The sequence below is a fragment of the Nocardioides sp. J9 genome (assembly GCF_007829375.1).
Classification (GTDB): Bacteria; Actinomycetota; Actinomycetes; order Propionibacteriales; family Nocardioidaceae; genus Nocardioides.
On sequence record NZ_VLJQ01000068.1, the window covers coordinates 38,887 to 53,777 of the forward strand.

A 14,891-nucleotide genomic window follows, 5' to 3' on the forward strand; every position below is an offset into this window, starting at 1 on the left:
GGGAGCCGGCCGTGGAGCGCTCTAGACTGCGGGCCGTGGCCCGAGTCGTCGTAGCTGTCATGCCGAAGCCCGAGATCCTCGACCCCCAGGGGAAGGCCGTCCAGGGCGCACTGCCCCGGCTGGGCTTCACCGGCGTCACCGACGTCCGCCAGGGCAAGAGGTTCGAGCTCGAGATCGAGGGCGAGGTCACCGACGAGGTGCTCGCCCAGGTCGAGAAGATGGCCGAGACCCTGCTGTCGAACCCGGTCATCGAGAACTACTCCGTCACCGTCGAGGACCAGCAGTGAAGGTCGGCGTCGTCACCTTCCCCGGCTCGCTCGACGACGTCGACGCGCAGCGCGCGGTCCGCATCGGCGGTCACGAGGCCGTCGCCCTGTGGCACGGCGACGCCGACCTCAAGGGCGTCGACGCGGTCGTCCTGCCCGGTGGCTTCTCGTACGGCGACTACCTGCGCTGCGGCGCCATCTCCCGCTTCGCGCCGGTGATGGAGAAGGTCGTCGAGGCCGCGAAGGCCGGCATGCCGGTGCTCGGCATCTGCAACGGCTTCCAGATCCTCTGCGAGTCGCACCTGCTGCCCGGCGCGCTGATCCGCAACGACCACCGCAAGTTCGTCTGCCGCGACCAGCTGCTGCGCATCGAGAACAACCGGACCCCGTGGACCTCCGCCTACACCGAGGGCCAGGAGATCCGGATCGTGCTGAAGAACGGCGAGGGCGGCTTCGTCGCCGACGCCGCGACGCTGGAGCGGATCGAGGGCGAGGGCCAGGTCGTGGCCCGCTACCTCGGGATGAACCCGAACGGCTCGCTCAACGACATCGCCGGCGTGACCAACGAGCGCGGCAACGTCGTCGGCCTCATGCCGCACCCGGAGCACTCCGTGGAGGAGCTCACCGGGAGCGGCACCGACGGCCTCGGCTTCTTCACCTCGCTGGTGGAGAAGGCCTTCGCCTGACCGGCGCCGCCCCCGGCGGGCCCGGGCGGGTCAGTGCTTGCCCGCCTGGAGCTTCTTCCACGTCGCCGTGCTCACGATGTTGTACGACGTCATGCCGATCTTGCGCCGGTAGGCGCCCACGTGCGTGGCCATCGTCGCGTCGAACACGCCGTTGACCTTGATCTTGCGCGCCGGCATCGCCGCGTTCATGGCCCGCTGCGCGCGCCGCACGGCGGCACCCGTCGAGCCGTACTTGAGGACCGGGACCGACCCCGCCGAGGACAGCGTCATCCAGTCGCGACGGCCCCACATGTTGCGGGCCGGGAAGCCCTTCTTCACCTGCCACGCCTGCGCGGCCCGGCGCGTCGGGGCGTCGTACCGGCCGTGGATCTTGCCGGTGTAGAGCTTCTTCTCCGTCAGCAGGCACTGCAGCGCCTTGACCGCCTTCGCTGGCGGGGTGGCGGTCGCGGTCGGCACCCGCAGCGTCGGGTAGGACGCGAGGTCCACCGCGATGCCGCCGCAGTGCGTCTCGCTGGCGGCGACCATGCCGCCGAGGTCGAGGAAGTTCCGGTCGATGTTGATGGTCACGCCGCCCCACTTCTCGTCGTGGCCACCCTGGTACTGCTTCACGCGGCGGCCCGGCAGCCAGGCCTTCGGGCCGAGGTAGCTGGTGCTCACCGTGGTGTTGGCCTTGCCGTCCCACCGTGCGATCCACAGCGTGTTCGGCAGGACGAACTTGCCGGGGTGGGTGCGGCGGATGTCGTCGAGCATCTTGATGCCTGACGCGGCGCTGGAGTAGAAGCCGGACTTGTAGCCGAGCTCCTTGAGGCGCTTGGACCAGGCGTGGACGAACTGGATGGCGGACATCCGGCAGGCTGCCTGGCCGATGTCGAAGGCCTCGAGGTCGTAGAAGAGCGTGCTCTTCGGGACGATGCCCAGCGAGCCGGCGACGGAGACGGCCTTCTCCGCCTCCTTCTTCCCCTGCACCCGCGCCTTGCGGTAGTTGTTGCTCGAGTCCGGGTTGATGGTCGGGTCGATGTTCTTGCCGTACTTCGGGTAGCGCGTCGCGCAGCTCGCCTGCGGGCCGAGCGTGATCGGCAGCAGGTGCCAGCCGCGGGCCAGCTGGCGGCTCACCCACGCGGGGGTGAGGTTGGGCTGGTCGCGGCAGTGGCGGGAGTTCCCGGAGATGTAGATCCCGACCGCCTTGAAGGGCGAGTGCTCCATCCAGGTGTCCATCGTCTTCTGGGTCGGCGCGAGGCACTGGTCGAAGCCGTAGCCGGTGAAGGCCCCGGGAGTCGGCTTGTTGGTCGACTCCCTGGCCACCAGCTCCACGGAGGTGCGGTCCGGCTCGCGGTCACCGGCGTCGCGCGCCGGCGCGACCATCGTCACCGCCAGCACCGCGGTGAGGCCTGCGGCGAGCAGGGTGGACAGGTGGGCAGGCCGGGCAGACATGGCGGTCAACTCCAGGGGAAGGGCGGATCAGGATGAGCGGAGCCACGTCACGATAACCACAGGAATCACACCAGTAACAGGCTTCGGCACGAACTACAACGCTGTAGTTATCGGCTGGCCGGAGATCCTGCGGTCGTCGCGGCGCACCGCGCCACCAGTGCCCATCGGCCAGGGCGACGCCGGCCTGACCGGTGCCGGCCGTGCCCGCCGGGCCGGTGAGCGATCTCATGGGAGAGCGCGTGGGCCGGTCCGCGACGACCGGCGATAGGATCGACTCCCGTGGCCGACACCGCTTCCGCACCCGCCCGTCCGACGCTCGACACCGTGGCCGTGGCGGCCGGTGACCCGGACCGTGAGCAGCCCTGGGCCGAGCTCGGCCTGAAGGGCGACGAGTACGACCGGATCCGCGAGATCCTCGGCCGCCGGCCCACGGCCTCCGAGCTCGCGATGTACTCGGTCATGTGGAGCGAGCACTGCTCCTACAAGTCCTCCAAGGTGCACCTCAAGCAGTTCGGCGAGCTGCCGCAGGAGACCCCCGTCGGCCCGATGCTCGCGGGCATCGGCGAGAACGCCGGCGTCATCGACATCGGCCAGGGCTACGCGGTCACCTTCAAGGTCGAGTCGCACAACCACCCGTCGTACGTCGAGCCCTACCAGGGCGCCGCGACCGGCGTGGGTGGCATCGTCCGCGACATCCTCGCGATGGGCGCCCGCCCGGTCGCCGTCGTCGACCCGCTGCGCTTCGGCCCGCTCGAGGAGGACGACACCCACCGCGTGCTGCCCGGGATCGTGGCCGGCGTCGGCGGCTACGGCAACTGCCTCGGCCTGCCGAACATCGGTGGCGAGGCGGTCTTCGACGCCACCTACCTCGGCAACCCGCTCGTCAACGCCGGCTGCATCGGCGTGCTCAAGCACGAGGACCTGCACCTCGCGAAGGCCTCGGGCGTGGGCAACCAGGTCATCCTCTACGGCGCGCGCACCGGCGGCGACGGCATCGGCGGCGTCTCGGTCCTCGCGAGCGAGACCTTCGACGCCGACGGCCCGGCCAAGCGGCCCAGCGTCCAGGTCGGCGACCCGTTCATGGAGAAGCTGCTCATCGAGTGCACGCTCGAGCTCTTCCAGGCCGGCGTCGTGGCCGGCATCCAGGACCTCGGCGGTGCCGGCCTGTCCTGCGCCACCTCCGAGCTCGCCTCCGCCGGTGACGGCGGCATGCGCTGCGAGCTCGACCGCGTCCCGCTGCGCGACTCCACGCTCTCGCCCGAGGAGATCCTCATGAGCGAGTCGCAGGAGCGGATGATGGCCGTCGTCGAGCCCGGCGACGTCGACGCGTTCATGGCGATCTGCGCGAAGTGGGACGTCGAAGCCGTCGTCATCGGCGAGGTCACCGACACCGGCCGCCTCGAGATCACCTGGCACGGCGAGACCGTCGTCGACGTCCCGCCGCGCACCGTCGCCCACGACGGCCCGGTCTACGAGCGCCCCTACGCCCGTCCCGAGTGGCAGGACGCGCTGCAGGCCGACGCGGCCGAGGCGCTGCCCCGCCCGGGCACCGGCGAGGAGCTGCGCGCCACGCTGCTGCAGCTGGTGGCCAGCCCCAACCTCTGCGACAAGTCGTGGATCACCGACCAGTACGACCGCTACGTGCAGGGCAACACCGTCCTCGCGCAGCCGGCCGACTCCGGGATGGTCCGCGTCGACGAGGAGACCAACCTCGGCGTCTCCATCGCGACCGACTGCAACGGCCGCTTCGCCAAGCTCGACCCGTACGCCGGCGCGCAGCTCGCGCTCGCTGAGGCCTACCGCAACGTGGCGACCGGGGGAGCGACCCCGCTCGCGGTCAGCGACTGCCTCAACTTCGGCTCGCCGGAGGACCCGGGCGTGATGTGGCAGTTCGCCGAGGCCTGCCGCGGCCTCAAGGACGCCTGCGCCGAGCTCGGCGTCCCGGTCACCGGCGGCAACGTGAGCCTCTACAACCAGACCGGCGAGACCGCGATCCTGCCGACCCCGGTCGTCGCCGTGCTCGGCGTGATCGAGGACGTGCGCCGTCGTACCCCCTCGGTCTTCCAGGCGTCCGGCGACGTCGTCGTGCAGCTCGGGTCGACCCACGAGGAGCTGTCCGGCTCGGAGTGGGCGCACGTCGTGCACGGCCACCTCGGTGGCCGCCCGCCGGCGGTCAACCTCGCCAACGAGCACAACCTCGCCAGGGCCCTTCAGGACCTGGTCGGCACGATCACCAGCGCGCACGACCTCTCCGACGGCGGGCTGGCCCAGGCCCTGGCCGAGGCGGCCATGGTCAGCGGCATCGGCGCCATCGTCGGGTTGAAGGACCTCACCCAGGACCCGTTCGTCTGCCTGTTCGCCGAGTCGACGGCGCGGGCGATCGTGACCGTCCCGGCCGACAAGCTGGACGACCTGATGAGCGTGGCGGCCCGGCACGCGGTGCCGGCCACCGTCATCGGCACCACCGGCGGTGACGCGCTCGTCGTCGAGGGCCAGTTCGAGGTGCCGCTCGAGGAGCTGCGCACCGCCTGGACCTCGACCCTGCCGGCCGCGCTCGGCGAGTGATGCCTGCCGGGCGGCCGTGCGGCCGCCCCGGCAGTGCCGCTCCGGCGGTCAGCGCAGCTTGATCCGCGCCCGGTTGGTCAGCTTCACGGTGTCCCGGCCCTCCGAGCCGCCCCACACGCCGCTCAGGCTGAGCTCGTAGGTCTGGTCCATCCGCAGCGTCGACGGCTTCTTCTTCCCGGCCTCGAAGACCAGGTGGTAGACGACGACGCAGCCGCCGCGGGTCTTGTCGGGGCACGCCGTCCGGGTGCGGTCCTCGATGACCTGGACCGGCTTGGTCCCGCCCATCCGGAAGCTCGACGTCACCGCCGTCGCGACGTAGACCGCGCCGGAGCGCAGGTCCTCCGCGACCTTGTCGTAGCGGCGCAGGGTCGTCCGGACGGTCACCACGAGCCAGTCCTTGCCCTCGGGCGCCCACTCGCCGCCGGCGTACGGCACCCGCGCGGTGCGGGTGACGTTGCAGGCGTAGTCGGAGAGCCGGTCGCGCACGTCGACGTCGAACTTCGAGTCGGTCGTGCAGGCCGCCGTGCGCTCGCGACGCGGCTTCAGGTCGTAGAGCGCCGCGGCGCGTCCCTCCTCGCGCTTGCCGGTCGCGAGGGCGACGGTCTGGGTGACGCCGTCGAACTCGACCTGCAGGCTCGCGTCCTTGCCGTCGCCGGAGACCAGGACGTAGAAGGAGTCCGCGCCGATGCCGCTCGGCTGCGGCGCCGGGATGCGGTACGACGCCTTGTCGGCCACCAGGTCCACCACCGGCGTCGCGTCGGACTCGACGTAGTCGTCGTAGTCGCCGAACGTCCCGGCGTCGTACTGCCAGGTGATCGGGACGAACGCACTGCCCTCGGGGGCGGTGATCTCCTCCAGCTGCGCGGTGTCGTCGGCGGTCAGCTTCGTCACCGGGTCGGCCGAGCTGATCTCGAGCCGGCCGATCGGCAGCGCCAGCATCGACGCCTTGCCCTTGCCCACGAACTGGTCGTCGCGCCGCGCGTCCACGATGTCGCCGACGCTGACGTCCGCCCCGCCTCCGCAGGCGGCGAGGGCAGGGGCGAGGACGAGCAGGCCGAGGACGGCCGTGACGGGGCGAGGGAGACGCATGGGCGTCATTGTGGCAGTCAGCCCACCGCCACCGGCGCGGGATCCGGGACCTGCTCGGCGAGCCGTGGCCACTGGGCCGGGCGGGGCACCGAGCGCACCGAGCGGGAGAGTGTCGGGACCAGTGCGACGAGCGCGGTCAGCGCGGTCAGCGCGAGCACGGCGTCCCGGCCGTCGAGGCCGGCGAGCAGCACCCCGGCGAGCGCCGGTGCCAGCGGCATGGTCAGCATCGAGGTGAACTGCATCGTCGACTGGACCCGGCCGACCAGCTCGGGCGGGGTGATCGCCATCCGGTAGGAGCCGACGCCCGCGTTGCCGGCCGGGTTGAGGAACAACCCGACCGAAGCCGCGAGGGCCATCGCGACCGGGTGGTTCCACAGCGCGAGCGGCACGGACAGCGGGACGAAGCTCCACGCGACCAGGACGGTCAGCCGGCCGGTCGCGAAGCGGTCGATCAGCCACGGCGCGACGATCGCCCCGGCGATGCCGCACGCGCCGATCGAGGCCTCGACCAGGCCGATCTGCCACGCCGGGAAGCCGGCGTCGACGAGTCGCAGCAGCGCGGTGAAGAAGAGGGCGTTGATCGCGAGGTTGGCCGCGGGGGACCAGACCAGGAGGACCCGCAGGAACGGCCGGCCCCACAGGAAGCGCAGCCCCTCGGCGACCTCTCGCAACGGGCGGGCGCGCTCGCCCCGCGGAGGGGCGGACAGGTCGGTGTGCACGCGGCCCAGCAGGAGCCAGCCCAGGGCGTAGGTCACCGCGTCCGCGGCGAAGGGCGCCCACCGGGCCAGGCCGAACAGCGCGCCGCCGACCGGGCCGCCCACCAGCGCCGCGACGTGCTGGCGCGCCTGCTGCTGGCTGAGCGCCGTCGGGAGCTCCTCCTGCGAGACCACCGTGCGGATGGCGGAGTACTCGGCGGGGGAGAACAGCCCGGTCACCACGCCGCTGACCAGCGCGACGCCGAGCAGGTGGGGCAGGGTCAGCGCGCCGGCCACCCCGGCGGCGACCAGCGAGGCGTAGAGCAGGGCGCCGACGCCGAGGGAGAAGCGCATCAGCCGCAGCCGGTGGCACCGGTCGGCGAGCACGCCCGCCGGCAGGAGCACGCCGACCATGCCGAGCAGGAAGAGCGCCTCGGCGGCGGCCGCCCACAGCGCGGACCCGCTCATCGCGTAGGCGACGAGCGGCATCGCGAACAGGCTCACGCGGCTGCCGAGCTCGGCGACGGTGGCGCCGACCCAGAGCGCGGTGAAGTCGCGGTTGCGGGCGAGGGAGCGGTACGACGACATATCCGCACGATAAGTTGCGCAACACAGATTGCGCAATAGGTGTTGCGCAACTTGTGGTGCGAATCCTCGGTAGGCTGCCGGCATGGTGCTGTACGACGACCCGCGGATCCTCCGCGCGATCGCCCACCCGACGCGCAACCGGGTGCTGCACGAGCTCTCCGCCGTGGGGTCGGCGCGCGCGGCCGACATCGCGCGGCGCATCGACATCCCCGCCAACCAGGCGAGCTTCCACCTGCGCCAGCTGGCCAAGTACGGCCTCGTCGAGGAGGACCCCGACGCCGGCCGGGACCGCCGAGACCGCGTCTGGCGCCTGGTCGACCCGGACGGCATCCGGTTCCGGACCGCCGACATGCTCGCCCAGCCCGGTGGGCGTGCGGCCTACACCGTCTTCCGGCGCAACGCCGTCGAGTGGGGCAAGCACCTCGTCGAGCGGGCGTTCACCACCGACGACGGGGGGCCGGGAAGCGCAGGGCGCAGCATCTCGGAGTGGTCGGTGCGGCTGAGCCCCGAGGAGGCCACCGAGCTGGCGCGCGAGGTCGAGGAGGTGCTCGACCGCTACCGCGCCGCCGGGCGGGAGGCGCCCGCCGACGACGACCGCGAGACCTACTCGGTGTTCCTGCTCGTCCAGCCCTACCCGGACCTGCCGGAGGCCGACTGATGCCGCCCCGCCTCAAGCCCGCCGACCCGGCGGCCGTCTCCGGCGCGCTCGAGCGCGTCGCCACCGGAGCCGCCGAGCGGGCCGACCTCAAGCTCCTCGTGAAGCACTTCCTCGCCCTGCTCGAGCAACGCGCGCCCGGCCGCTCGGTCGAGGTGCGGGTGCCGCCCTTCGCCGCGGTCCAGGTGGTCGAGGGCGTCCGCCACACCCGGGGGACGCCGCCGGCCGTCATCGAGACCGACGCCAACACCTGGGTCGCGCTGGCGACCGGCGAGCTCACCTGGGCCGAGGCCGTCGACCAGGGACGCGTGCACGCGAGCGGGGAGCGGACCGACCTGACGCCGTACCTCCCGCTGGGTGCGCCCGGGACCACGCCGCGTTGACAGTCGCGGAGCGGGCCGGACATCATCGCGGCTGCCCGCGGGCACGGCGAGGGTTCTCACGACGATCTCGGGGAAGAGGGGAACTGTGAACATCTGGGAGGTCGACACCGGCCAGACCCCTGCCGCGGGGATGCTGCCGGACGGCAGCCCCGACCCGGCGTACGCCGAGGCCCTCGGCCTGCTGCCCGCGCCGCGCGGCCGTCGGGCCGCCGCGGCGGCGATCGACACCGCGGTCCACCTCCTGCTCCAGCTGCCGTTCTGGATCTTCACCGCCCCGCTGCTCATCAAGCTGCTGCGCGACCGGATCACCTGGTTCGGGTTCACCAACCACCCCGACCTCTTCTGGGCCCTGCTCCTCGGCGGCATCAGCATCGGCCTGACGACGGCCTACACCATCGCCCAGCTCGCCCTGCACGGCCGCAAGGGCCTCACCCTCGGCAAGGGCCTGCTCGGCATCCGCTCGATCAACGTCGCGACCCTCGAGCGTCCGGGCTTCTGGCGGGTCGTCCTGCGCGCCCTGGTCGTCTGGGGACTCCTGGTCGTCCCGCTCGTCACCCTCGCCTTCCTCGTCTCGCCCCTCCTCGACAAGGAGGGCCGCGGCCGCGGCTGGCACGACCGGATCGGGCGCACCTGGCTGGTCGACGTCCGCGCCGGCCTGCACCCGTACGACGACAAGCGGATGCGCATCGCGCGCAAGATGCAGGAGGTCAAGCCGCGCAAGGAGCGGCCCGCGCTGCGCCCGCTCACCTCCGCCGCGGGCGACCCGATGATGGACTTCCGCCCGAGCGAGCGGCTCAGTGCTGGTGTGCTCGGCGGTGCCGACCTCGGCCCCCGCGAGCCCGACCAGGCGCTGCCCGCCGGTCCCGGCGGACCCGCGCAGCCGGGTGGCCGGCTGGCCACCCCCGGCACCGGCGCGCCCGCCTCGCCGCCGGAGCAGCCCGCCCAGCAGCAGGCCGCCCAACCCGCCCAGCCCGCCCAGCCCGCCCAGCCGTCCGCTCCGGCCCCTGACCCCACGCCGGCCCCGGCCCCGGCCCCGGCCCCGGCGCCCCAGCCGGCCCCGCGCACCGGCCGCCCGGAGACACCCCTCGAGGGCCCCACCCTGGTCCCGGCGACCTCGAGCCAGGCACCCGGCCCGGCCCCCGTGTCCCCCGACGTCCCGGCCCCCACCTCGGCCTCGGCGACCCCGGCCTCGACGTCGGCCTCGACGTCGACGTCGGCACCGTCGCGGGCCGCGCGCTTCGTGCTCGGCTTCGACACCGGCCAGGAGGTCCTCGTCGACGCCCCGCTGCTGCTCGGCCGCAACCCGGAGGCCTCCGACCCGCACCTGCGGCCGGTCGCGATCGCCGACGAGGAGTACTCCGTGTCCAAGACGCACCTGTTCGTCCGTCCCACCGCCAGCGGCGTCGAGATGATCGACCGCGGCTCGAGCAACGGCACCACGATCACCCGCGAGGGCGTGCGCACCCCGCTGGTGCCCGGCCAGGCGGTGGTGGCCCGGCCCGGCGACGTCGTCCACGTCGGGCAGCGCGCGGCGCAGGTGAGGCTCGGGTGAGCCGGGTGGTGCGCAGGACGGCAGGGCTGGCAGGGCTGACAGGGCCGGCAGGGCTGGTGCAGACGAAGGGACGTGACGCGTGAAGGTCAAGCTGACCCTCCTGCGACCCGGGACCGAGCCGCCGGTCGACGTCGTGGTCACCGTGGACTCCACGGCGACGGCCCAGGACGTCGCGCGCCACATCGCCGAGGTCGACCCGGCGCAGCGCGTCGAGTCCGGTCCCGACGACGTGCTGACCCTCGCCGTCGCCGCCCCCAACGTCGAGCGCCTCGTGCCCGTCGAGGCCAACCTGCCGATCGCCGAGGCGGCGATCGGCTCCGGCTTCCGGGCCCAGGTGGTCAACCTCGGCCCGGGCGGCTCCACCGGCCGGCACCGCGCCGGCGAGGTCGTCGGCACCCTGCACGCGACGGACGGCCCGCTGCGCGGCCAGGAGTTCCCGCTCCACGTCGGGCACGCCTCGATCGGGCGCGGCGTCAACAGCGACATCGTGATGCCGGACTGGATGATCTCCCAGCGGCACGCGCGCATCGAGGTCGGCAGCAGCGTCGAGCTGGTCGACCTCAACTCCGCCAACGGCATCATCGTCGACGGCGCCTACGTCCAGCGCTGGCGCGTCGTCCCCGGCAAGCCGTTCGTCATCGGCGCGACCACGCTGGTGATGACCCTCGCGCCGAACTTCGCCGAGGCCGTGCCCGAGCCCGTGCTCGAGAAGGGCGGCGGGCTGCTGTTCAACCGCAGTCCGCGGGTCGAGCCGCGCTACCCCGGCACGGTGTTCAAGGCGCCGGTGCTGCCCAAGGAGCGCGCCAAGAAGCTCTTCCCCTGGGTCATGCTGATCGCGCCGATCCTGATGGCGGCTGCGATGTACCTGCTCAACGGCAACCCGCGCTCGCTGCTGATGATGGGCATGACCCCGCTGATGGCGATGGGCAACTTCATCAACCAGAAGAACCAGACCGGCGGGCAGGAGCAGCACCAGTTCCTGCTCTTCGAGCGGCAGTTCGAGAAGCTCGAGGAGACCTTCTTCTACGCCAAGCCCGAGGAGGAGATCGCCCGCAACGCGGAGGCCCCGCCGGTGGTGGAGGTCTTCGAGGAGGCGATGCGCCTCGGCCCGATGCTGTGGACCCGGCGCCCGGAGCACTGGAACTTCCTCGCGCTGCGCCTGGGCACCTCGCAGGCGGAGTCCCGCAACACCATCGAGGACGGCTCCGAGTCGCCCGACGGCCTGCCGGAGTACGTCGAGCGGCTGGACCGGCTGCGCGACCGCGTGAGGTACGTCGACGACGTGCCGATCTTCGAGACCTTCAGCAGCGCCGGCTCCATCGGCGTCGCCGGGCAGCGCGACGCCGCCGCGGACGCGATGCGCGGCCTCGCCGTCCAGGTCTTCGGCCTGCACGCACCCAACGACGTCGTGACCGTCGCGTTCACCGGCTCGGACTGGATGCCGCAGCTGGAGTGGCTCAAGTGGCTGCCGCACACGACGAGCGAGACCAGCCCGTTCCGCGACATGGCGCTCGCCGACTCCGCGCCGGCCGCGGCCGCGCTGCTCGGGGCCCTCGAGGGCCACGTCGCCCAGCACGCCCGGCAGGGCGAGCCCCGCGGGCCGTACCCGGACACGTGGAACCCGATGCTCTTCGGCACCGACGTGAAGCGTGCGGCCACCGAGGAGGCGCCGCCGGTGTCGGTCATCGTCTTCGTCACCGACGACGCGCCGGTCGACCGTGCGCGCCTGGTGTCCGTGCTCGAGAAGGGACCCGACGCCGGCGTCCACGCGGTCTTCGTCGCCCGCACCGTCGAGGGCCTGCCGGCCTCCTGCCGCAGCTACGTCGACGTCGGCACCGGCCTGACCGGTGCCACGGTCGGCCTGGTCCGCAACGGCGAGGTCTACGAGGGCGTCGCCCTCGAGGGCGTGTCCAACGACTACATGCAGATGTTCGCCCGCCACCTCGCCCCGGTGGTCGACGCGAGCGTGGTCGTCCACGACTCCTCCGACATCCCGACCTCGGTGTCCTTCCTCAACCTCGTCGGGCACGAGGTGGCCGAGGACCCCGAGGCGGTCGTCGAGCGCTGGCGGCAGAACAACACCATCGTCGACCGCTCCAACGCACCGCGGCCACGGCTGAAGAAGGCAGGCGGGTTGCGCGCGATCGTCGGCCAGGGCGCGAGCGACGCGATGACGCTCGACCTGCGCTCGCAGGGCCCGCACGCGCTCGTCGGCGGTACGACGGGTGCCGGGAAGTCGGAGTTCCTGCAGGCCTGGGTGCTCGGCATGGCGTCCGCGCACAGCCCGGACCGGGTCACCTTCCTCTTCGTCGACTACAAGGGCGGGTCGGCCTTCGCCGACTGCGTCGAGCTCCCGCACTGCGTCGGCCTCGTGACCGACCTGAGCCCCCACCTCGTGCGGCGGGCGCTGACCAGCCTGCGCGCGGAGCTGCACCGCCGCGAGCACCTCTTCAACCGCAAGAAGGTCAAGGACCTCCTCGAGCTCGAGAAGCGCCAGGACCCCGAGACCCCGCCGGCGCTCGTCCTCGTCATCGACGAGTTCGCGGCACTCGCCGGCGAGGTCCCCGAGTTCGTCGACGGCGTCGTCGACATCGCCCAGCGCGGCCGCTCGCTCGGCATCCACCTGATCATGGCGACGCAGCGCCCGGCCGGCGTCATCAAGGACAACCTGCGCGCCAACACCAACCTGCGCGTCGCGCTGCGCATGGCCGACGAGAACGACTCGGTCGACGTCGTCGACGACCCCGTGGCCGCGAGCTTCCCGGCCTCGATCCCCGGTCGCGCCATCGCCAAGACCGGCCACGGCCGCCTCGTTCCCTTCCAGTCGGCGTACGCCGGAGGCTGGACCGGCGAGGAGGAGGAGCACGCCGAGATCCTGGTCTCCGAGCTGCGCTTCGGCTCCGCGCCGGTGTGGGAGGCCGCCGGCGACGAGTCCGACTTCCACGACGAGGACCTCGGCCTCAACGACCAGAAGCGGATCGTCGAGAACCTCACCCGCGCCTCCGAGGCCGCACGCATCCCGCTGCCGCGCCGGCCGTGGCTCGACGAGCTGCCCGCCATCGTCGACCTCGCCGACCTCGACAACGACGGCGACAGCCGGATCCCGTTCGCGATGGTCGACGTCCCGGAGAACCAGAGCCAGGAGGAGGTCACCTTCGACTCCGACCGTGACGGCTCGATGGTCATCTACGGCACTTCCGGCTCCGGCAAGACCACGCTGCTGCGCACCATCGCCACCGCCGCCGGCATGCGGCCCGAGCAGGGCAGGGTCGCGGTCTACTGCCTCGACTTCGCCTCCGGCGGCCTCTCCGTGCTCGCCCGGCTGCCGCACGTCGGCTCGATCGTCGACGGCGCCGACACCGAGCGCATCCAGCGCCTGCTCCTGACGCTCGACCGCGAGATGGACAAGCGCACCGCGGCGTTCACCGACGCCAACGCGGCCGACCTGTCGCAGTACCGCCAGCTCCGCGACCCCGCGATGCAGCGCATCATCGTGCTGATCGACAACTTCGCCGAGTTCAAGAAGGACTGGGAGTACGCCTCGGGTCGCCAGGCGGCGTACCGCGCCTTCGTCCGGATCATGACCGAGGGCCGCCAGCTCGGCATCCACACGATCATGACGGCCGACCGCGCCAACGCGATCCCCACCGCGATCGCGGCGAACATCCAGCGCCGGGTGATCCTGCGGCTGTCCGACGCGAACCAGTACATGATGGTCGGCGCCCCGAAGGACGTCCTCGACGACCAGGCGCCCCCGGGCCGCGCGATCGTCGACAGGCACGAGGCGCRGGKGGCCGTGCTCGGCGGCAGCACCAACACCGCCGAGCAGGCCCAGGCGCTCGACGCCCTCGCCGCGCGGCTGCGCGAGGCCGGCGTCGACGACGTCCCGGAGATCGGCGCCCTGCCGACGAAGGCGCCGATCGCCTCGCTGCCGGCGGTCGTCGACGGCCAGCCGCTGCTCGGCCTCGCCGACGACACCCTCGCGCCGTGCGGCTTCGACCCGGTCGGGTCGTTCGTCATCACCGGTCCGCCGGCGTCCGGCAAGACCAACATGATGAAGTCGCTCATCATGTCGGTCGAGCGGTTCGACCCCGAGGTGCAGCTCTACCACTTCGGCGGACGCCGGGCCGCGCTGCGCGAGTTCCGGCCGTGGGCCGGCTGCGCGAGCAAGGAGGACGACGCCAAGGAGCTCGCCACCCACCTGACCGCGCTGCTGACCGACGAGGACAACAAGCGCCGGATCATGATCGTGGTCGAGGACGTCCCGCACCTCGGCGACAGCGCCGCCGAGCGCGCGGTGCGCCAGATGTTCAAGGCCGTCCGCGACAGCGACCACCTGCTGATCGGTGACGCAGACGTCAGCCGCGCGACCGCCGGCGTCGGCGTGATGGGCGACTGGAAGTCCAGCCGGCAGGGCATCGCGCTCAAGCCCGACACCTACGACGGCGACGCGATCTTCAAGACGCCCTTCGGCAAGGTCAAGCGCGCCGACTTCCCGGCGGGCCGGGGTATCTTCGTCCAGGCCGGGCGGGCGGTCCTCGTCCAGACGCCGTGGGTGGGGTGACTTTCCTGGCACCGCCGACGTTTGACCACCCGGAAACGGTGGAACCCACCCGTTGTCCGACTCGGGTCCCGGCGTCTCGCGCCCCAGGGCCGGGCAGCGGACTGAACCACGACCAACCCATGCCGGCCCGGCCGCACAGCCACCGGAACCCAAGAGAGAAGGGGAGTGCTCATGGCTGACCAGGAGCTCACTTACGACGACATCGACGCCGCCGCCGACAAGCTGGACACCGGCAAGGAGGACATCAACAGCCTCCTGTCCGAGCTGCGCAGCCTSGTCCAGGAGCTGACCGAGAGCAGCTTCAGCACCAACGCCGCCTCCGTCTCGTTCCTCGACTCCTACGAGGAGGTCAGCGACGGCCTGGAGTCCGCCCTCGAGGCGATCCCGGCGATGGCGACCTCGCTGCGCCAGATGAAG

Annotated in this window: 11 protein-coding genes; 8 read left to right on the forward strand and 3 right to left on the reverse strand. The window is 72.4% G+C overall.

The window, feature by feature from the left end; genetic code table 11:
- Window positions 1–35 precede the first annotated feature (35 nt).
- The gene (gene purS / locus L615_RS10440; protein ID WP_028655343.1) at window positions 36–287 is read left to right on the forward strand and encodes a phosphoribosylformylglycinamidine synthase subunit PurS; all 252 of its coding nucleotides are present in this window, start codon (window positions 36–38) and stop codon (window positions 285–287) included.
- Window positions 284–952, forward strand: a complete 669-nt coding sequence (purQ, locus tag L615_RS10445) for a phosphoribosylformylglycinamidine synthase subunit PurQ (RefSeq protein WP_145725023.1) — start codon at window positions 284–286, stop codon at window positions 950–952. The genes purS and purQ overlap by 4 nt, the downstream gene beginning before the upstream one ends.
- Before the next feature lie 30 nt (window positions 953–982).
- On the opposite strand, the gene L615_RS10450 is transcribed toward purQ, so the two are convergent.
- Window positions 983–2,383, reverse strand: a complete 1,401-nt coding sequence (locus L615_RS10450; protein WP_145725024.1) for a glycoside hydrolase domain-containing protein — start codon at window positions 2,381–2,383, stop codon at window positions 983–985.
- A gap of 279 nt (window positions 2,384–2,662) precedes the next feature.
- Between L615_RS10450 and purL the strand changes: the two genes are divergently transcribed.
- The gene (gene purL / locus L615_RS10455) at window positions 2,663–4,948 is read left to right on the forward strand and encodes a phosphoribosylformylglycinamidine synthase subunit PurL (RefSeq protein ID WP_145725025.1); all 2,286 of its coding nucleotides are present in this window, start codon (window positions 2,663–2,665) and stop codon (window positions 4,946–4,948) included.
- Between the two features lie 48 nt (window positions 4,949–4,996).
- On the opposite strand, the gene L615_RS23260 is transcribed toward purL, so the two are convergent.
- Entirely contained in the window at window positions 4,997–6,037 is a 1,041-nt protein-coding gene (locus tag L615_RS23260) for a hypothetical protein (protein ID WP_028655346.1), read from the reverse strand.
- A gap of 17 nt (window positions 6,038–6,054) precedes the next feature.
- Window positions 6,055–7,320 carry an MFS transporter gene (locus L615_RS10465; protein WP_028655347.1) on the reverse strand — a complete coding sequence of 422 codons (1,266 nt, stop codon included), beginning with the start codon at window positions 7,318–7,320 and terminating at the stop codon, window positions 6,055–6,057.
- A gap of 82 nt (window positions 7,321–7,402) precedes the next feature.
- On the opposite strand from L615_RS10465, the gene L615_RS10470 reads away from it, so the two are divergent.
- From L615_RS10470 to L615_RS10490, 5 genes are all read left to right on the forward strand, one after another.
- Entirely contained in the window at window positions 7,403–7,978 is a 576-nt protein-coding gene (locus L615_RS10470) for a helix-turn-helix domain-containing protein (protein ID WP_028655348.1), read from the forward strand.
- Entirely contained in the window at window positions 7,978–8,358 is a 381-nt protein-coding gene (locus tag L615_RS10475; protein WP_028655349.1) for a sterol carrier family protein, read from the forward strand. Before L615_RS10470 ends, L615_RS10475 begins: the two co-directional genes overlap by 1 nt.
- Before the next feature lie 85 nt (window positions 8,359–8,443).
- The gene (locus L615_RS10480) at window positions 8,444–9,910 is read left to right on the forward strand and encodes an RDD family protein (RefSeq protein ID WP_145725026.1); all 1,467 of its coding nucleotides are present in this window, start codon (window positions 8,444–8,446) and stop codon (window positions 9,908–9,910) included.
- Window positions 9,911–9,989: 79 nt separating this feature from the next.
- Window positions 9,990–14,474 carry an FtsK/SpoIIIE domain-containing protein gene (locus L615_RS10485; protein WP_145725027.1) on the forward strand — a complete coding sequence of 1,495 codons (4,485 nt, stop codon included), beginning with the start codon at window positions 9,990–9,992 and terminating at the stop codon, window positions 14,472–14,474.
- Between the two features lie 171 nt (window positions 14,475–14,645).
- Window positions 14,646–14,891, forward strand: a 246-nt coding sequence (locus tag L615_RS10490) for a WXG100 family type VII secretion target (protein WP_145725028.1), incomplete at its 3' end; no start/stop codon positions are given.